This window comes from Cryobacterium sp. W22_MBD10_FK3 (assembly GCF_052113745.1).
Taxonomy (GTDB): Bacteria; Actinomycetota; Actinomycetes; order Actinomycetales; family Microbacteriaceae; genus Cryobacterium.
The window spans coordinates 232,526-250,389 of the sequence record NZ_JBGQOH010000003.1; the positions used below are offsets into that span (position 1 = coordinate 232,526).

The window sequence follows — 17,864 nt, forward strand, 5'->3', positions numbered from 1 at the left end:
CATACAGTTAGCACAAGCCGATACCGACACCAGTCAGTTCCCTGTCGGCCGCACTGACCAGATCCGAGCACACATGCGCGTTGTTTCCGGGCCCCGATGGTGGGGGCTGTTGATTCTGATGTCCCTGGTGGCCAGCGGCATCATCCTGGTGGCGTGGCTCACGAGCCCCGCGGATGCACTGTTGCACGCACTTTCGGACCGGTTGCCCGCCACGACCGCAGGCACCGTCGCGGCGCCGCTCCTGTCGGGGGTGCTCGGGGTCGGCGGCGGTCTGCTGGCCGCCCGTCGCAACGGTTGGATCGATTACAGGCTGCGCTCCCTGGTGATCATCGGCTGCGTGGTGTGCACGCTCTGGCTGGTGCCGGTCGGTGCCTTCTGGTTGGTCGTGCAGGGCGAACTCATGGCGCTCCTCGACGGCGCAGCGGGCAGCAGCGCCGGGTTGAGCGCCCTGTGCACCCTGCTCCTGCCGGCCACCGGAACTGTGCTCGCCGGCGCCGGGCTCGTCGCCGTGCAGGTGCGGTCGACGATCCGGCTGGTCGCGCTCGAAGGCCACGTGCAGACCGCCCGCAGCCAGGGGCTGCCCACCTCGGCGCTCGTTGTGCGCAGAGTGCTCAGCCGCCTCCTGCCCGCCATCCTGGCCGTGCAGCTGGTCGTGTTCGTCATTCTCTATGCCGGCTCGCTGACGGTGCAGGCCGTCTTCAGCACACCGTCACTGGCCGAGAGCCTGCCGGCGTTGCTGCCCGCCCAGGGCCTGCCACTCGTGCTGGGTACCGTACTGCTCGGCGTCGTCGGCCTGATCACTGCCACCGTCGCCGTCGCGACCACCACGTCCCGGTCGGCACTGCCCGCCCCGTCCACGGCCGCGCCAGATGGCCCGCTCGACGGTGCGCTCCTCGGTGTTGCGGACCTCGCGGCCGGGGTCGTCCGGCCATCCACGAGCTTTCGTTCCACCGACCTTCTGGACATCAGGGACCTGCGGCCCGGCCCGCCCGTAGGCCGAAGCCACGCCGAGCCAGGGGACGGCATCAGCCTCACGATTCCCCGCGGTCAGGCTTTGGCTGTCGTCGATGACAGCAGCGATGGCGCCGCTTTGCTAGCTCACGCCATCATCGGGCTGTTCCCGGTCGGTTTCTCCGCTCCGTCCGGCTCGATCCTGTTCGACGGAACCGAGCTTCTCGGCCTTCCGGAACGGGAATTCCGGCGGCTGCGCGGGCAGCGCATCGGTTTCCTCGCCGCACCGGCGGCCGACCGGCTCGCCCCCGATGTGCGCATCGGCCAGCAGCTACCCACGCTGCAGGCCGGCCGGTCCGGCGCCGGCCGGTCACCGGCCCACGCCGGCGCCCTCGAACTCCTGGGCCGGGTCGGCATCCAGGATGGGCAGAGCGTGCTGGCGGCGTATCCGCATCAGGTGTCAGCGGCAATCGCACAACGCGTGCTGCTCGCCGGCGCCCTCGTCGGTGACCCGCAACTCCTCATCGCCCACGAGCCGACCCGCAGCCTCGGCGCCGACGAAGAGGCCGGTTTCCTCGACCTCCTGCACGCTCTGCAACAGGAACGTGGGTTCAGCCTGCTCGTGGCCTCGACCAGGGTGGAGATCATCGCCAGGTGCGATCGGGTTGCGATCGTCAACGAGGGCACCATCGTGGAGCACGCGTCGGTCCGTGAGCTCCTCACCGCCCCCCAGCACCCGCACAGCCGTCGGCTGCTCGCCGCGGGCGCGGCGAGGCCGCTGGGACCGGCCTCGGCGGGCTTCTGACGGCTTCGGGGGTCAGCCGCTCAGTCCGCGGCGACGGCGTTCCGCGCGGCGAGGATGTGCGAACGCATGGCCACTTCGGCCCAGATCGTGTCGCCGCTCTGCAGCGCGGTGAGGATGTCGCGATGCTGGTGGTTGCTCCTCGCCCGGTACTGGGCACCGTTGCGCCGGAAAGTGGAGGCCATGAGCGGCACCCGGGTGGCGGATGAGGTGAGAGTCATCAGCTGCGGGCTGCGGGAGGCCGACACCACGATGCGGTGGAACTCGGCGTTGAGCCGGCCCAGTTCGGCCAGCCCCGCATCGTCGTCGGCGGTGAGTACCGGCTCCATCGCCTCGATGAGGACGGTGAGTAGATCGATTTCCTCGGGGGTGATCCGGCTGGCGGCCAGGCCTGCGGCGCGACCCTCGAGGCCGGCGCGCACAAAATAGGTCTCGAGCACCTGCTCACGAGTCCACGCCACCACGGTGGCGCCGCGATTGGGAATGAAGGTCACCAGGCCGGCCTCGTCCAGGCGGCGCAGGGCCTCCCGGATCGGCGTGCGGCTGACGCCGAGTTCCTCGGCCAGGGCCTGCTCCCTCAGCATGGCGTTGGCGCCCAGCTCGCCGGAAAGAATCCGGCCACGCAAGGTCAGGTAGACCGTTTCACCACCTGTAGACGCCATCGTTCCCTCCCTCCGGCCACGGGCACCCCACCCGCCTATCGAGCTTTACACACCGCGCTCCCCGATGGGCCGATCCACCGGGAATCCGACCCAGGACGCCGCGTACTGGGGGTACCCGACCGGCCGGGCCGCTCCCATCCGGGCGCGCAAAAAAGGCCCGTCTTTCGACGGGCCTCTTTCGGTGTGGATTTCACCGTGCGCTTCGTTCCGAAGCGCGCGCGTGGAGTCCTTAGATGCTGTTCACATCGAGCGGGATGCCGGGGCCGAACGTGGTCGACACGGCGCCCTTCATGATGTAGCGGCCCTTGGAGGAGCTCGGCTTGAGGCGAACGATCTCCTCGAGTGCTGCACCGATGTTCTCGTTGAGCTGGTCAGCCGAGAAGGATGCCTTGCCCACGACGAAGTGCACGTTGGAGTGCTTGTCGACGCGGAACTCGATCTTTCCGCCCTTGATGTCGGACACGGCCTTGGCGACGTCAGGCGTCACGGTTCCGGTCTTCGGGTTGGGCATCAGACCGCGCGGGCCGAGGACCTTGCCGAGACGACCGACCTTGCCCATGAGCTCGGGGGTCGACACTGCGGAGTCGAACGAGGTGTAGCCGGCGGCCACCTTCTCGATGAGCTCGTCGCCACCGACCTCGTCGGCGCCGGCAGCGATGGCTGCGTCGGCCGCGGGGCCCGTTGCGAAGACGATGACGCGGGCGGTCTTGCCGGTACCGTGAGGAAGAATTACGGTGCCGCGGACCATCTGGTCGGCCTTGCGCGGGTCGACGCCGAGCTTGAGCGCGACCTCGACGGTGGAGTTGAACTTGACGGAACCGGTCTCGCGGGCGAGGGTGACGGCTTCGGTGGGGGTGTAGAACTTATCGGCTTCGATCTTCTCGACCGCAGCGCGGTAGGCCTTTGACTTGGGTGCCATTTTGAATCTCCTGTAGATGCATGTGCTGAGAGCGTGGTTTTCGTGAGCCTGGCTGGCTCTTCCACTTGGTGCCTGTCGGCAGGTCGAAAACGACCAGTGCCTGTCGGCAGGTGTTCGACGAATCGAACGAGAGGGTATTAGCCCTCGACCGTGATGCCCATGGAGCGAGCGGTTCCGGCGATGATCTTCGACGCGGCGTCGAGGTCATTGGCGTTGAGGTCAACCATCTTGGCCTCGGCGATTTCGCGAACCTGCGCCTTGGTGAGCTTGGCAACCTTGACGGTGTGCGGGGTTCCGCTGCCCTTGGCGACGCCAGCGGCCTTCTTGATGAGCTCCGCCGCGGGCGGGGTCTTCAGGATGAACGTGAACGAACGGTCGTCGTACACGGTGATCTCAACCGGGATGACGTTGCCGCGCTGGGATTCGGTCTGGGCGTTGTATGCCTTGCAGAATTCCATGATGTTCACGCCGTGCTGTCCCAGCGCCGGCCCGATGGGCGGTGCGGGGTTGGCGGCGCCGGCCTTGATCTGAAGCTTGATCAGACCAGTAACCTTCTTCTTCGGTGCCATTGTTCTTCCTTCGTTATTGATGTTCGAGCGGCCGCGAAGGTCGCTCTCCCGGTGGCCCGGATGGGCCCCGGTGGTTCAAAGTCCTGCGAAAAGTCTGCAGAACCTAAAGCTTGGTGACCTGGTCGAAGCTGAGCTCGACCGGGGTCTCACGCTCGAAGAGCGACACGAGCACGATGAGCTTGCCGCTCTCGGGCTTGATCTCGCTGATCGAACCGGGCAGGCCCGCGAACGAGCCTTCCTTGATCGTGATGGTCTCGCCGATTTCGTAGTCGATCTCGGCGGGCAGAACACGCTGGGCGGCCTTGCCGGGAGCGCCGGACTTGGTGACCGGAACATCCTTGATCTCAACGAGGCCCTTGAGCATGCCGAAGGCTTCTTCGAAACGCAGCGGGGTGGGGTTGTGCGCGTTGCCCACGAAGCCGGTGACCCCGGGGGTGTGGCGCACGACAGACCAGCTGTCTTCGTTGAGGTCCATGCGCACCAGCACGTAGCCGGGGATGCGCACTCGGGTGACCATCTTGCGCTGGCCGTTCTTGATCTCGACGACGTCTTCCATCGGAACCTCGACCTGGTAGATGAAATCTTCCATGGCCATCGACTGCTTGCGGTTCTCGATGTTCGACTTCACGCGGCGTTCGAATCCGGCGTAGGAGTGGATGACGAACCACTTGCCGGGCTGGAAGCGCAGTTCCTTGCGGAAGGCTTCGTACGGGTCTTCCTCTTCGGCCTCGGCGTCGGCCTCGGCGTCGGATGCGTCGGCGTCGCCGTCGACCTCTTCCTCGTCTTCAACGGCTTCGACGGCGGCCTCGGCCTCGTCGGCGGAGTCGATGTCGAGGGCGTCTTCGACGATGGCGTCGGCCTCGGGGTCGGTGGACTCGGCGAGGGCGTCAAGCGCGGCGTCGAGATCGTCTTCGATGTCGGCGTTCTCGTCTTCCACGTGCAGGGCGACCTGCTCGGCGGCTTCTACCGACGTTTCGTCGGCGGCGAGGGTGTTGCCCTCCTGCGCCTCATCGTCGTTGGAGGACTGCTCGGCGGCGGTGGCCCAGTCGACGTCGTCGCGATTGGTCTCAGTCACTAAATATCAATCCTTCTTCTATTGCGTGGGCGTGAGGCTGCAGTGTTCTGATCACTGCTGTGGTGCTCGCTCACCGATCCACGTTTTTTCATGATCAGTCTCGGTGCCGCTAATGCGGCACGGGTCAACTGGGAGTGCCGAATACGTACGTGACGACGAGTGCGAACACCCAGTCGAGTGCCGATACCAGCGCCATCATGATGACGACGAAAATCAGAACCACTCCGGTGTAGCTGAGCAGTTCCTTGCGGGTCGGAGTGACGACCTTGCGAAGTTCGGCCAGGACCTGCTTGATAAACAGGGACACTCGAGCAAACGGACCGCGTTTGGTTTCGCGGGCCACTCTGGCGTTGGCGACGATTTCCTCGCTGGGTTCGTCGATAACTTTTCGGGCCACCTGTTACACCTTTCGTGGGCCGGCAGAAAGACCACCGACTTGCAGGGCGGACAGGACTCGAACCTGCAACCTGCGGTTTTGGAGACCGCTGCTCTACCAATTGAGCCACCACCCTATGAAGCGAAACCGTCTCGCTCACTCACACCCGTTGTTACCAAAATAGGCGCAAAAAAGCTTGGCAGATTTCAACTACCGGATCAAGTCTAGGTCACGGCGGGTGCCCTGTAAAGCCAGCCGCACTCCAGGGGCCGTGCGGCGGCACTGTGCCGCAGCACAACCGCCCCGTATGCTCGAAGCGTGGCACACGACATCAAACGGATTTCCACCAGAATCGGCTCCATTGCGGAGTCCGCGACGCTCAAGGTCGACGGCAAGGCGAAAGCCCTGCAGGCGGCCGGCCGGCCGGTGATCAGCTTCGCCGCGGGCGAGCCCGATTTCCCGACCCCGGCGCACATCGTCGAGGCGGCGCTTACCGCCGTCACCGACCCCCGCAACCACCGCTACACGCCGGCGGCCGGTCTGCCGGAGCTGCGCGAGGCGATCGCCGCGAAGACGCTGCGCGACAGCGGCCTGGCCGTGCCGCCCTCCCGGGTACTCGTGACCAACGGCGGCAAGCAGGCCGTCTACCAGGCCTTCGCCACCCTGCTCGACCAGGGCGACGAGGTGCTCCTGCCGACGCCGTACTGGACGACCTACCCCGAGGCGATCCGCCTGGCCGGCGGTGTGCCCGTCGACGTTTTCGCCGGCAGTGACCAGGGCTACCTCGTCACGGTGGAGCAGCTCGAGGCCGCCCGCACCGACAAGACCAAGGTGCTGCTGTTCGTCTCCCCCTCCAACCCCACCGGCGCCGTCTACTCCGAGGCCGAGACCCGCGCGATCGGCGAATGGGCCGAGGAGCACGGCCTCTGGGTGATCAGCGATGAGATCTACCAGAACCTCACCTACGACGGGGTTCGCGCGGTGTCCATCGTCGAGGCCGTCCCCGCCCTGGCCGACCGCACCATCCTGGTCAACGGCGTCGCCAAGACCTACGCCATGACCGGCTGGCGGTTGGGCTGGATGGTCGGGCCGCAGGATGCGATCACCGCGGCTGCGAACCTGCAGTCCCACCTCACGTCGAACGTGTCGAACATCTCGCAGCGTGCGGGCATCGCGGCGCTGAACGGCCCGCAGGACGACGCCGAGGCCATGCGGGTCGCGTTCGACCGGCGCCGCAAGCTCATCGTCGCCGAGCTCAACAAGATCCCCGGCATCCACACCCCCACCCCCCAGGGCGCGTTCTACGTCTACCCCGACGTGACCGGGTTGCTCGGCCGCAGCTGGGGCGGGGTCACCCCCACCTCATCGCTCGAGCTGGCCGACCTCATCCTCGACCAGGCCGAGGTGGCCGCGGTGCCCGGTGAGGCCTTCGGCCCGAGCGGCTTCCTGCGCCTGTCCTACGCCCTCAGCGACGACGCGCTCCTGGAGGGCGTCCGCCGCCTGCAGAAGCTGTTCTCCTAGCTCAGGGCGCCGTCTCGACGATGACCGCGAGGCCGGCCCGCAGCTCCTCGAATGGGCTGCCGCCGGCCTCGACCAGCGCGGTCGGGCAACTCACCACGACGTACATGAACGACTCGGCCAGCGGCATGGCCCTGGCCGCGATCTCGTTCGTGTAGCTCACCCCCAACTCCGGATTCGTGTAGTCGACTCGGCTGGTGAGGAATTCGAGGCGCTCGTCGGCGCCCGGCAGGTTGATGCCGAAGTCGGTGCTGCCGAGTTCGCCGATCAGCGCGGCGTCGTTCCCGGCGGCCAGCAGGTCTTGCTCGAGCGTGTCGACGGTGGCGAGGGTGTCACTGAGGTCGTTCGTCGCGTCGAGGTCGTACGCGGCCTGCTTGTTCTGCGACGAGGTGAACAGGCAACCGAGTTCGGTGTTCTCGGACTGATTGATACCGTCCTGATCGAAGATGGTGATCTCCCAGCCTGACTGCATCGGGTAGCCCCAAATGGGGAACGTGGACCCGATATCGGCCTGTTCGTCGAGCGTGATCAGGGCGCCGGCCGCAAGCTCCGTCGGCGCTGCAAGTTCGGTGGCGGATGCCGTGGGCGCCGCAACTGCGGGTGAGCCGGCGCGGCCGGCGTTCACCTGGTCGACCACACCGTTGCCCACCGCGAATCCGCTGACGACGGAACCCGCGATGACCAGGGCGGCGAATCCGGCGACGGGCAGGAGCATCCACGGCCGGAGTGCGCCGCGTGGTGTGGTTGCCGTGATCTCGTCCATCGGTGCTTCTCCCCCGGGTTGTTTCCCGAACCCTACCGGCCTTTGCCATCCACCGCCCGGTGGATGCGGAGGTCGGTGGGACGGGTGTTGCCCAGGGGCGGCTCTGGGTCGATTGTGGGTACATGACCACTACACCTCCGGCCGTGCGCGTGTCGCGGCTGAGCAAGTCGTATGGCGCGTTCGACGCCGTCACCGACATCAGCTTCGACATCCGCCCCGGCGAGACCTTCGCGTTGCTCGGCCCGAACGGGGCCGGCAAGAGCAGCACCATTGAGATCCTCGAGGGCTACCGCGACCGGTCCGAGGGCGATGTGACGGTGCTGGGCGTCGACCCCCAGCACGCCGGCCTGGACTGGAAGGCCCGCATCGGCATCGTCCTGCAGTCCAGCGGCGAGAGCGGCAACGCCACGGTGCTCGAGCAGCTGCGGCACTTCGCCGGCCTGTACCCCGATCCGCGGTCGGTGGACGAGGTGCTGGCCGCCGTCGGGCTCGAGGAGAAGGCGAAGACCCGCATCCACAAACTCTCCGGCGGGCAGCAACGCCGGGTGGATGTCGCGCTGGGCATCATCGGCCGGCCCGAACTGCTCTTCCTCGACGAGCCGACCACGGGCTTCGACCCCGAGGCGCGACACCAGTTCTGGGACCTCATCCGCACCCTCAAAACCGAGGGCACCACGATCCTCCTGACCACCCACAACCTCGACGAGGCGGCAGAGCTCAGCGACCGCGCCGGCATCATCGTGGGCGGCAAACTCATCGACATCGGCGCCATCGGCGAACTCGGCGGCCCGTCCGCGCGTATCCCGATGGTGCGTTGGCGGGATGCCGGCGGGGTGCAGCGCGAGGCCCGCACCGACGCCCCCGCCCGTCTCGTGGCCCAACTGGCCAGGGACCTCGGTGGCGAACCCACGGAACTGCAGGTCATCCGCCCGAGTCTGGAAGACATCTACCTGGGCCTGGTCCGCGGCCACGCGGCCGGCAGCACCGCCGACACCCACAGCACGGAGGTGCTCGCATGAGCGCGACCCTGACCGACCGGCCGACCCGTCCGCGCACCGCCCGGCACGGGCTGTTCAGCCTGGGCCTGGCCCGAATCGGCTTCGAGATCAAGCTGTACTTCCGCTCCACCGACACCGTGTTCTTCACGTTCCTGTTCCCGTTCATCATGCTGGGCATCTTCACGGCCGCGTTCAGCGCGCAGGGCAACATCGGCACCAACCCCGACGGCTCCGGCGGCATCAGCGTGGGCGCGTACTACCTGCCCGGCATGCTCGCCGCGGGCATGCTGCTCTCCGGCCTGCAGAACCTCGCGATCGACATCGCCGGCGAGAAGGGCGACGGCACCCTCAAACGGCTCGGCGGCACCCCGCTGTCGCCGCTGAGCTACTTCATCGGCAAGATCGGCCAGGTGCTCGTCACGGGCATCCTGCAAGCTGTGCTGCTGCTGATCGTGGCCAAGTTCGCCTTCGACATCGCCCTGCCCACCGACCCGGAGAAGTGGCTCACCTTCGTCTGGGTGTTCCTGCTCGGCGTGATCACCTGCGCGTTCCTGGGCATCGCCCTCTCTGCCGTGCCGCGGTCGGGCCGCAGCGCCTCTGCCGTCGTCATCCCGATCGTGCTGGTGCTGCAGTTCATCTCCGGCGTCTACCTGCAGTTCAACGCACTGCCGGAGTGGATGCAGAACGTCGCCGGCCTGTTTCCGCTCAAGTGGATGGCGCAGGGCATGCGGGCGGTTTTCCTGCCGGACAGCTTCGCCAGCCAGGAGCAGAACGGCGCCTGGGAGCTGGGCCTGGTGGCGCTCGCGCTGCTGATCTGGTTGGTGGTGGGGCTCGTGGGCAGCCGGCTCACCTTCCGCTGGATCCGCAAGGACACCTGATGCTCACCGGGCATGGGATGCTTAGCGCATGAATGCCAGGCGGTGGTGGGACCTGATCGTGGCCGGCTCCCTCACCGTACTGGCCGTGATCACCATCGACCACTCCTGGGTGAGCGTGGGGGAACGCGCCGGCGGGCTCTTGTCGCTCGCGGTGATCGGCCTGGCCTATCTGGGCTGGGGCCGACGCATGTTGCGTTCTTCGAACCCGTCGGCGAGCGCCGGGGACTCGGGATTCGACTACGCGGCCTTCCCCGCTTCGGCCCGGCTCTTCCAGATCACCCTCGTCGTGTCGTGCGGCGCGGCCACAGCGTTCGACCCCAGCCTGGCCACCGCGCAGACGCTGGCCTTTCCGATTCTCTGGGCTCTGTCCACGTCGTTCTTCGGCGCCGTCATCTGGAGCGCCCTGCTGTCGATGTCGGCCGGGCTCGGCATGTGGGTCGGCATGGGGAGCACCCAGGGCGCGGCCGTTCAAGCCGCGGCCATCGAGGGAATCTCGTTCGTCTTCGCGCTGGCGATGGGCACCTGGATCAGCCGCATCGCCGATGCCGGCGCCTACCAGCGCAAGCTGGTGCAGGAGCTGACCCTGGCCCAGGACGAGTTGGCGGTGTTGCACCGGGATGCCGGCAGCGCCGGCGAGCGGGAACGCCTGGCCCGCGAGATCCACGACACCATCGCGCAGAGCCTGACCAGCCTGGTCATGCTCACGCAGCGCACCCGCTCCGAGCTTGCCGCGCTGCCCGGTGACACCACGGCCGTGGCGGACAACCTCGACCTGATCGAGTCGACCGGGCGCGACGCCCTCACCGAGGCGCGCGCGCTCGTGGCGTCGATGTCGCCGGTGCGGGTGGGCGACGCCGACCTCGCGCACACCGTGGCGCGACTGGCCGACCGGTTCGGCCGGGAAACCGGCATCCAGGTGACCGTCGACCTCAGTGGGCTCGACGGCGCACCCCTGGACCGGGCCCTCGAGGTGGTGCTGCTGCGCTGCGGCCAGGAGGGCCTGGCCAATGTGCGCAAACACTCCCGGGCCGGCGCCGCTCGGCTCGCCATCGAACGCAGCCGGGCGGAGGTCACCCTCACCCTCAGCGACGACGGCCAGGGCCTGGGTGGGTACAGCCCGGACTCCGAGAACGGCTTCGGGCTGGCTGGCATGCGCGACAGGGTGAGCCTGGTCGGCGGCCGGCTCGACGTGACGAACGCGGTCGGCGGCGGCACCGGCACCGTGTTGCGAGTGACGCTGCCGCTGCCGCTGCCGCTGCCACTGCCACTGCCACTGCCACTGCCACTGCCGGAGCCTGCACTCGTGCCCGCCGTTCAGGCCGGCGGGCACGGATGATCCGGGTGCTGGTCGCCGATGACCATCCGATCGTTCGCGGCGGCATCGTGGGGCTGCTCGGCGCCGCCGACGACATCGAGGTGGTCGGCGAGGCCGCCGACGGCGCCGCGGCGGTGCGCCTGGCCGAGGAGCTCTGCCCCGACCTGGTGCTGATGGACCTGCGGATGCCGCACCTGGACGGCGCCGCCGCGACCGCCGCCATCCTGGCGCAGAACCCGGCCACCCGCGTGCTGATCCTCACCACCTACGAGTCCGACGACCAGATTCTCGGCGCCATCGCCGCCGGCGCCAGCGGTTACCTGCTCAAGGCCGCCCCGCAAGCCGAGATCATCGAGGGGGTGCGGTCGGTATACGGCGGCCAGACCGTGCTGGCCCCGGTGATCGCCGCCAGGCTGGTGCAGAGGGTGCGGGCGGATGCGACGCCGACGCCCCGGCTGTCGGCTCGCGAACTCGAGGTGCTGCGCCTGGTGGCCGCCGGCGAGAGCAACCCGCAGATCGCCAGGTCGCTGTACATCGGCGAGGCCACTGTGAAGACGCACCTGCTGCACGTGTTCGAGAAGCTCGGCGTGAGCGACCGCACCCGGGCGGTCACCCTGGCGATGGAGCTGCGCCTGCTCTGACCGGACCGGCACGCTCACGGCCGTGCCGGCCGGCCGGCTGGCTGGCTGCCTGGCTACCTGGCTGCCTGGCTGCCTGGCGAGAAGTTGCACAGTCCCCCTTCAGCGCCCACCAAGGGTGCATCTGCCGCAACTCGCTGCCGTGCACTGCATCGTCTCGCGGCAAAGTCCCCCTTGAGCTATTGCCATGGGGACATTTGCCGCAACTCGCACGGAGCGCAGGTCAGGAGAACAGCGAGAAGCCCACGAACACCGGTTCGGGCTGCAGGATGACGCCGAAGTCGGCCTGCACGCGCTGCTGCACGAAGCGGGCCAGCTGGCCGATCTCATCCGCCGTCGCCCCGCCGGTGTTGGTGATCGCCAGGGTGTGCTTGCTGGAGATCGCGGCGGACGATCCGGGCAGTCTGAACCCGCGGCGGATGCCCGAGTTCTCGATCAGCCAGGCGGCGCTGAGCTTCACGGTGCGCAGCACCTCGGTGCCGGGAACCGGCCCCACCCCGGCGTACTCGTCGAGCGGGATCACCCGGTCGGGTAGCTCGATCTCGGCCTGCTTCCAGCGCGGCGCGTTGTCGGGCAGGGAGCGGGCGAAGCTCTCGGTGACGATCGGGTTGGTGAAGAACGACCCGGCGCCGTACGTGTCGGGGTCGGCGTCGTCGAGCACCATGCCCTTGCTCGCCCGCAGGCCGAGCACGCTCTGGCGCAGGTCCACCAACGGCACCCGGTCGCCCAGCTGCACGCCGAGGGCCTGGGCCAGCTGCGGGTACGTCACCGGCCGGCTCAGGGCATCACCGAGCACGGCGGCCTGCGGTGACATGTCGCGCAGGTCGAGTTCGATGGCGAGCACCACGCCGCGGCGGCCCTGCTTGAGCACCGAGGTGCGGTAGCCGAGGCCGAGCTCGGCGGCGCTGAGGTGCTCGACCTCGCCGGACTCGAAGTCCAGAAAATCGATGGCGGCCAGGCTGCTGGCCAGTTCCTGGCCGTAGGCGCCGATGTTCTGCACCGGAGCGGCACCGCTGGTGCCCGGGATGCCGGAGAGCGCTTCGATGCCGGCCCAGCCGTTGGCCACGGTGAACGCGACCAGGTCGTCCCACGGTTCGCCGGCCTGCACGCGGATGCGCACCGGCCGTCCGTCGACATCCGCGTCGGTACCTGGCACCGTCACGGGTTCGCTCACGAGGGGCGACCCGTCGCCGACAGCCTCGGCGGCCGCGTGCGGCGGGGTGAGCACCTCCACCCCGCGCGTGCACACCCTGATCACGGTGCCGTCGAAGCCATCATCGGCGGCGACGGTGTTCGAGCCGCCGCCCAGCAGCATCCACGGTTCGTCGGAGCCCCAGGCGTCGAGGGCTGCCCGGATCAGGCCGGCCTCGTCCTCGGGCGCCACCAGGTGTGCCGGGGGGCCGCCGACCCGGAGGGTCGTCAGCTCGGCCAGGGTCACGGGGGCGCCGACAGCGGCGGGCACGGGCTCGGTCATCAACGGCCTAGACCAGCGAGACGCGCGCCTGCGCCTTGCCGAGAACGGTGACGGAGTTGAAGGTCACGGTGAGGTCGATCCGGGCCACGCCGGCATCCGCGTCGAGCGCGCCCACCTTGGCGACCACGGTGACGACGGCGCCCAGGTCGGGGTCCACCGACACCGGCCGGGTGAACCGCACCTGGTAGTCGAGCACCCTGGCCGGGTCTGTCGCCCAGTCCACGACGGGTTGGATGGCCAGGCCCATGGTGAGCATGCCGTGCGCGAGCACGCCGGGCAGCCCCACCGAGTGGGCGACGTCGTCGCGGTAGTGGATCGGGTTGAAGTCGCCGGAGGCGCCCGCGTAGCGCACGAGGGAGTCCCTGGTGAGCGGGAAGCTGCTCTCCGCGACGATGTCGCCGACGGTGAGGGAGTCAAGAGCTGGAGCTGTGGAGGTCATTCGTCTCCCCTGACGACGAGGGTGGAGGTGGCCGTGACCACGTGGGCGCCGGTCGCGTCGACGATCGTGGACTCCGCGGTGACCATGGAGTGCCCGCCGAGGCTCTTCACGCTGGCGACGGTGAGCGTGGCGGTGAGCTCGTCGCCGGCCACGATCGGGCGGCTGAAGCTGAAGCGCTGGTCGCCGTGCACCACCCGGGTGAAGTCGATACCCGCATCGGGTTCGGCGAGCAGCTGGGCCAGGGTGGCCTCCTGCACGACGACGGCGAACGTCGGCGGTGCGACGACATCCGCATAGCCCGCGGCACGGGCCGCTTCAGGGTCGAAGTTGATCGGGTTGGTCGCGAAGACGGCACGCGCGAACTCGCGCACCTTCTCCCGGCCGACGAGATACGGCGGCACGGCGGGAAAGACCCGGCCCTGGATTGCTGGATTCACGGACACGTACCGAGTGTACTTGCGCCACGCAAGCGGGCGCTGGCCCGCCGGTGCCGGCTCGGGCCGCACCACCCGCAGAATTGTCCAAAAGGTGAGGTTAAGGCAGAGTTAGTCCAGTGGATTACGTACAGGTCGCACTGACCGCCCCTGAGGTTGCCCCCTTGCTCACCGGCCTGCGCCAGGAATACGACGCCCGCTACGGCCACGGCGCGGGCGAATCGGTTCTGGATGTCGAGGCCCGCGAGTTCGAGTCGCCGACCGGGGCGTTCGTGGTACTCATCGATGACGGCACCACCGTCGCCGGCGGCGGCATCCGTCGCATCGACGACACCGTCGTCGAGATCAAGCGCATGTGGACCAACCCCGACTACCGCCGGCAGGGCTACGCCAGCCGGATGCTGCGGGAGCTGGCCGGCCTGGCCCGTCAGCTCGGCTACCAGACGGTGCGCCTGGAAACCGGGCACGCCCAGCCCGAGGCGCTGGCCATGTACCGCCGGCTGGGTTTCGCCGAGATCGGCAGCTACGGCCCGTACGAGAACGCCACGGCCTTCGAGCTCGATCTCGACGCGGTCACGACCAAGCCCCGCCACTGACGGCAGCCAGGGCCGGCAGGGACGGGGCTGGTGGGAAGCCTCAGACGGACGGGATGACCAGTCCGCCCCAGGTCTCCTCCATGTAGGCCTGCGTCTCGTCGGAGAGCAGCAGCTCCTTGAGCTTGACGATGCGCGGGTCGTTCTCGAGCTCGGGCGTGGTGGCGAGCACGTTGGCGTACGGGCTGTCCTTGCCCTCGATCAGGATGGCCTGGTCGGCGGTGAGACCGGCCGGCAGCGCGAACGAGATGGTGACGAAGGCGACGTCGACGTCCTGCACGGCCTGCGGCAGGGTGGCGTTCTCGATCTCCTGGAACTCGTACTTGTTGGGGTTCTCCGTGATGTCGGCGATCGAGGTGGGCTCGTCCGTCGTCTCGATCAGGCCCTCGGCAGCGAGGATCTTCAGCGCACGGCCCTCGTTGGTCGGGTCGTTCGGGATGGCGATGCTGGCGCCGTCCTTGAGGTCGTCGAGGGACTTCACGGTGTTGCTGTAGAACGCGGCGCTGGGCAGGTAGATCTCGCCGACGCTCACCAGGTTGCCGCCGGCCTGCGTGTTGTAGGTCTCGAGGAACGTGGCGTTCTGGAACAGGTTCGCGTCGATCGACCCGTCTGACAGCGCCACATTGGGCGTGTTGTAGTCGGTGAACTCCTGGAACTTGATGTCCAGGCCCGCGTCGGCGGCAAGGTTGTCCTGCACGAACTTGAGGATGTCACCGGCCGGGGTGGCCAGGGCGCCCACGGTCACAGTGCCAAGGTCGTCGCCTGCGGCGCCGGTGGTGGCGGCGGGCTCGTCGGCCGTTCCCGCGCAGGCGGTGAGGGCGAACAGGGCGGAGATGGCAACGGCGGCACCAGCAAGGCGCGTGCGGCGGGTGGTGAACTGCATGGGAGGACTCTTCTCGTGGGGTGGTGGGGTGGTGGCCACGCCGTCATGCTGACTTCGACGCGGTCGGGTGGGGTTCTGGGGCTGGGTGCCGGATCAGCCGGCGCCGGTCATCACGCTGGCGCGCAATGCGGTCGAGGTCGGCTCGGCGCGAGCGGGCCGGGACTTGTGCGCGAACCGCCTGGCCAGCATCGTCGCCAGGCCCTGCAGCACCATCACGATCACGAAGATCACGATGATCACGGCGACCATGTGGATGGTGCTGTAGCGCTGGTAGCCGTAGCGAACCGCCACGTCGCCCAGGCCGCCGCCGGCGACGGTGCCGACCATCGCCGAGAAGTTGATGATCGACGTCACCGTGGTCGACAGGCCCAGGATCATCGGCGAGAGCGCCTCGGGCACGAGCACCTTCGACACGATTTGCCAGCGCGTGGCCCCGAGCGACTCCGCGGCCTCGATCAGGCCGGTGTCGACCTCCTTGATCGCGATCTCCACCATCCGGGCGAAGAACGGGATCGCCACGACGGCCAGCGGCACGATCGCGGCGGTGGGGCCGATGAAGGTGCCCACCACAAGCCGGGTGAACGGGATCAGGGCCACCATCAGGATGATGAACGGCACGCTGCGGCCGAGGTTCACGATGAACTCGAGCACCCGGTTGACCACCCGGCCGAGGCGGCGGGAGCCGAACGGGCTCTCGAACAGGCCGCCGGTTTCGGTGCCGACGAGCACGATACCCAGCGGCAGGCCAACGATGATGGTGATGAGCAGCGAGACGCCCACCATATAGAGGGTCTGGCCGGTGCCGACGAGCAGCACCTGGAACAGGCCGGACCAGAAGTCGGGTGCGGATGGATCGATCACGGTTACTCCCCCACGATTTCGACGAGCATGCCCTGGCTGCGGAGGTCCTCGATCGGCGCGGCATTGCCCGCCGCGCTTCCCGGCAGCGCCAGGCGGGTGCGGCCGGCCTGGTTGCCGCCGATGGTTTCGATGGCCGCGCCGAGGATCGACACGTCCAGGCCGTAGGTGCGGGCCAGCTGCGCGATCACGGGCCGGTCGGCCGAGCCGCCGCTGAAGGTGATGTCGATTACGGTGTCGCCAGGCAGGCTCGGCACGGCGCCGAGCGGGAAGAGTTCGTGCGCGAGGCGGGACCCCGCGGTGGAGATCAGCGAGACGATGCGGCCCTGCTCGATGATCCGGCCGCCCTCGATCAGCGCGGCGGAGTCGCAGATGCGCTTGACCACATCCATCTCGTGCGTGATCAGCAGCACTGTCAGGCCCAGGTCGGTGTTGATCTTCTTGACCAGGTCGAGGATCGACCGGGTGGTTTCGGGGTCGAGGGCGCTGGTGGCCTCGTCGGAGAGCAACACCTTGGGGCTGCCGGCGAGCGCCCTGGCGATGCCCACGCGCTGCTTCTGGCCGCCGGAGAGTTCGGCGGGGTAGGCGCCGGCCTTGTCGGCCAGGCCGACCAGGTCGAGGATCTCCAGGGCGCGGCGGCGGCGGGCGTCGCCGTCCACGCCGATGATCTCCAGGCCCAGCTCCACATTGCCGCGCACGGTGCGGCCGGCAAGCAGGTTGAAGTGCTGGAAGACCATGCCGATCTTGCGGCGGGCGCGACGCAGGTCGGCGGGTGACAGCGCGGTGAGCTCGTCACCGTCCACGGTCACGGTGCCGGAGTCCGGCCGTTCGAGCAGGTTGACCGCGCGGATGAGGGTGCTTTTGCCTGCGCCGCTCTGGCCGATCACACCGAAGATCTCACCCTCGGCCACCTCGAGGCAGACGTCCTGCAGGGCAGCGGTGACGGTGCCGCCGGAGCGGAAAGTCTTGGAGACGTGCTGTACGGAGATCACGATGGTCCTGAGGGTTCGCGCGGCCTAATACCGCTGGCCTTCGAGTGTGTCAACCGCAACGCCGCCGGCCAAATCACTGTGACGAAATGTGTCAGACGGCAGCCTGAGGCCACACCGACCCTGTTCGAGGGATAACGTTGACTCGTTATGCATAACAAACTGACCCCCCACCCCGATCTTCCGATCGACCTGCCCACGGCGGAACGCCTCGCCAAGGCCGTCGAGCACTACGGCGAATCCACCGTGGTCGACCACTCCGTCGCCCTGATGCGCGGCAAGAACGCCGGCAAAGACTTCCTGCTCTACGTCGGCGGCCGGCACGCGCTCGGCATCCTCGAAGGAGCCCCCGCGCTGTACTGGCCCGAGCTGTGGGGCGCGCGCGCCCTGCTGCACGTGTGGAACGACTCCGCGGCGCCCTACGTGGTGGTCGGCCTCAACAACGAGGCCTGGCGCATCCGCGAGATGTGCGCGAAGGTCGTCATGCTCCGCAAGCTCGATGTGGCCCCCAAGCTCGTGAAGGCCACCACCGACGAGGTGCCCCGCGTGCGGGTAGCCGCCCTCAACGCCCTCGCCCAGCAGGGCCGCGAACAGGACATCCCGACCATCGTGGTGCGCCTGCGCGACCCCGACAAGGATGTGCGCCGCGCAGCCCAGCAGGCCAGGGACGCCATCGCGACCCGGCTCAACATCCCCAAGGAGTAGCCACGAACGCCATCCCAGCTCCGCA

20 protein-coding genes and 1 tRNA gene are annotated in these 17,864 nt (G+C 68.3%); 8 read left to right on the plus strand and 13 right to left on the minus strand.

Annotated elements, in window-relative coordinates; translation table 11 throughout:
* The first annotated feature begins 118 nt into the window (after positions 1-118).
* Positions 119-1,756 (plus strand): ATP-binding cassette domain-containing protein, encoded by a 1,638-nt coding sequence (locus tag ACEN2M_RS05670; protein WP_441647200.1) that lies wholly within the window; start codon positions 119-121, stop codon positions 1,754-1,756.
* A gap of 20 nt (positions 1,757-1,776) precedes the next feature.
* Here ACEN2M_RS05670 and ACEN2M_RS05675 read toward each other — a convergent pair whose 3' ends face one another.
* From ACEN2M_RS05675 to ACEN2M_RS05700, 6 genes are all read right to left on the minus strand, one after another.
* On the minus strand, positions 1,777-2,415 hold the full coding sequence (locus ACEN2M_RS05675) for a GntR family transcriptional regulator (protein ID WP_441647160.1): 639 nt from the start codon (positions 2,413-2,415) through the stop codon (positions 1,777-1,779).
* Positions 2,416-2,644: 229 nt separating this feature from the next.
* Positions 2,645-3,334: a 50S ribosomal protein L1 gene (rplA, locus tag ACEN2M_RS05680; RefSeq protein ID WP_441647161.1), complete on the minus strand. Its 690-nt coding sequence runs from the start codon at positions 3,332-3,334 to the stop codon at positions 2,645-2,647.
* 137 nt (positions 3,335-3,471) lie between these two features.
* The gene (gene rplK / locus ACEN2M_RS05685) at positions 3,472-3,903 is read right to left on the minus strand and encodes a 50S ribosomal protein L11 (RefSeq protein ID WP_066592266.1); all 432 of its coding nucleotides are present in this window, start codon (positions 3,901-3,903) and stop codon (positions 3,472-3,474) included.
* Positions 3,904-4,006: 103 nt separating this feature from the next.
* Positions 4,007-4,978: a transcription termination/antitermination protein NusG gene (gene nusG / locus ACEN2M_RS05690; protein ID WP_441647162.1), complete on the minus strand. Its 972-nt coding sequence runs from the start codon at positions 4,976-4,978 to the stop codon at positions 4,007-4,009.
* A gap of 124 nt (positions 4,979-5,102) precedes the next feature.
* Positions 5,103-5,375 (minus strand): preprotein translocase subunit SecE, encoded by a 273-nt coding sequence (secE, locus tag ACEN2M_RS05695; RefSeq protein WP_066592261.1) that lies wholly within the window; start codon positions 5,373-5,375, stop codon positions 5,103-5,105.
* A 42-nt stretch (positions 5,376-5,417) separates the two neighbouring features.
* Positions 5,418-5,490: transfer RNA gene (locus ACEN2M_RS05700), tRNA-Trp, on the minus strand.
* 182 nt (positions 5,491-5,672) lie between these two features.
* Here ACEN2M_RS05700 and ACEN2M_RS05705 point away from each other — a divergent pair.
* Complete coding sequence (locus ACEN2M_RS05705; protein ID WP_441647163.1) at positions 5,673-6,875, plus strand: pyridoxal phosphate-dependent aminotransferase; 1,203 nt, start codon at positions 5,673-5,675, stop codon at positions 6,873-6,875.
* A gap of 1 nt (position 6,876) precedes the next feature.
* Here ACEN2M_RS05705 and ACEN2M_RS05710 read toward each other — a convergent pair whose 3' ends face one another.
* Complete coding sequence (locus ACEN2M_RS05710) at positions 6,877-7,635, minus strand: hypothetical protein (RefSeq protein ID WP_441647164.1); 759 nt, start codon at positions 7,633-7,635, stop codon at positions 6,877-6,879.
* A 122-nt stretch (positions 7,636-7,757) separates the two neighbouring features.
* On the opposite strand from ACEN2M_RS05710, the gene ACEN2M_RS05715 reads away from it, so the two are divergent.
* From ACEN2M_RS05715 to ACEN2M_RS05730, 4 genes are read left to right on the plus strand one after another with little or no spacing between them, the layout of a single operon-like run.
* Complete coding sequence (locus ACEN2M_RS05715; RefSeq protein ID WP_441647165.1) at positions 7,758-8,654, plus strand: ABC transporter ATP-binding protein; 897 nt, start codon at positions 7,758-7,760, stop codon at positions 8,652-8,654.
* A complete protein-coding gene (locus ACEN2M_RS05720) occupies positions 8,651-9,511 on the plus strand; it encodes an ABC transporter permease (RefSeq protein ID WP_441647166.1) in 861 nt (286 codons plus the stop codon). Before ACEN2M_RS05715 ends, ACEN2M_RS05720 begins: the two co-directional genes overlap by 4 nt.
* A gap of 28 nt (positions 9,512-9,539) precedes the next feature.
* Positions 9,540-10,847 (plus strand): sensor histidine kinase, encoded by a 1,308-nt coding sequence (locus ACEN2M_RS05725; RefSeq protein WP_441647167.1) that lies wholly within the window; start codon positions 9,540-9,542, stop codon positions 10,845-10,847.
* Positions 10,844-11,467, plus strand: a complete 624-nt coding sequence (locus ACEN2M_RS05730) for a response regulator (RefSeq protein WP_441647168.1) — start codon at positions 10,844-10,846, stop codon at positions 11,465-11,467. The genes ACEN2M_RS05725 and ACEN2M_RS05730 overlap by 4 nt, the downstream gene beginning before the upstream one ends.
* Before the next feature lie 220 nt (positions 11,468-11,687).
* Here ACEN2M_RS05730 and ACEN2M_RS05735 read toward each other — a convergent pair whose 3' ends face one another.
* Genes ACEN2M_RS05735 through ACEN2M_RS05745 form a run of 3 tightly spaced genes read right to left on the minus strand, consistent with a single transcriptional unit; the run spans position 11,688 to position 13,820 of the window.
* Positions 11,688-12,938 (minus strand): UDP-N-acetylmuramate dehydrogenase, encoded by a 1,251-nt coding sequence (locus ACEN2M_RS05735; protein WP_441647169.1) that lies wholly within the window; start codon positions 12,936-12,938, stop codon positions 11,688-11,690.
* 7 nt (positions 12,939-12,945) lie between these two features.
* Complete coding sequence (locus ACEN2M_RS05740) at positions 12,946-13,377, minus strand: MaoC family dehydratase (protein WP_441647170.1); 432 nt, start codon at positions 13,375-13,377, stop codon at positions 12,946-12,948.
* The gene (locus ACEN2M_RS05745; RefSeq protein WP_441647171.1) at positions 13,374-13,820 is read right to left on the minus strand and encodes an FAS1-like dehydratase domain-containing protein; all 447 of its coding nucleotides are present in this window, start codon (positions 13,818-13,820) and stop codon (positions 13,374-13,376) included. Before ACEN2M_RS05745 ends, ACEN2M_RS05740 begins: the two co-directional genes overlap by 4 nt.
* Positions 13,821-13,930: 110 nt before the next feature.
* Here ACEN2M_RS05745 and ACEN2M_RS05750 point away from each other — a divergent pair, with 110 nt between their 5' ends.
* Positions 13,931-14,407, plus strand: a complete 477-nt coding sequence (locus ACEN2M_RS05750) for a GNAT family N-acetyltransferase (protein WP_441647172.1) — start codon at positions 13,931-13,933, stop codon at positions 14,405-14,407.
* Between the two features lie 40 nt (positions 14,408-14,447).
* Here the strand turns inward: ACEN2M_RS05750 and ACEN2M_RS05755 are convergent, their stop codons facing one another.
* The 3 genes from ACEN2M_RS05755 to ACEN2M_RS05765 form a co-directional block, all read right to left on the minus strand.
* A complete protein-coding gene (locus ACEN2M_RS05755; protein WP_441647173.1) occupies positions 14,448-15,287 on the minus strand; it encodes a MetQ/NlpA family ABC transporter substrate-binding protein in 840 nt (279 codons plus the stop codon).
* 93 nt (positions 15,288-15,380) lie between these two features.
* On the minus strand, positions 15,381-16,148 hold the full coding sequence (locus ACEN2M_RS05760) for a methionine ABC transporter permease (protein ID WP_441647174.1): 768 nt from the start codon (positions 16,146-16,148) through the stop codon (positions 15,381-15,383).
* Positions 16,149-16,150: 2 nt separating this feature from the next.
* Positions 16,151-17,137 carry a methionine ABC transporter ATP-binding protein gene (locus ACEN2M_RS05765; protein WP_441647175.1) on the minus strand — a complete coding sequence of 329 codons (987 nt, stop codon included), beginning with the start codon at positions 17,135-17,137 and terminating at the stop codon, positions 16,151-16,153.
* Between the two features lie 147 nt (positions 17,138-17,284).
* Here ACEN2M_RS05765 and ACEN2M_RS05770 point away from each other — a divergent pair, with 147 nt between their 5' ends.
* A complete protein-coding gene (locus ACEN2M_RS05770; protein ID WP_441647176.1) occupies positions 17,285-17,839 on the plus strand; it encodes a HEAT repeat domain-containing protein in 555 nt (184 codons plus the stop codon).
* The last annotated feature ends 25 nt before the right edge of the window (positions 17,840-17,864 follow it).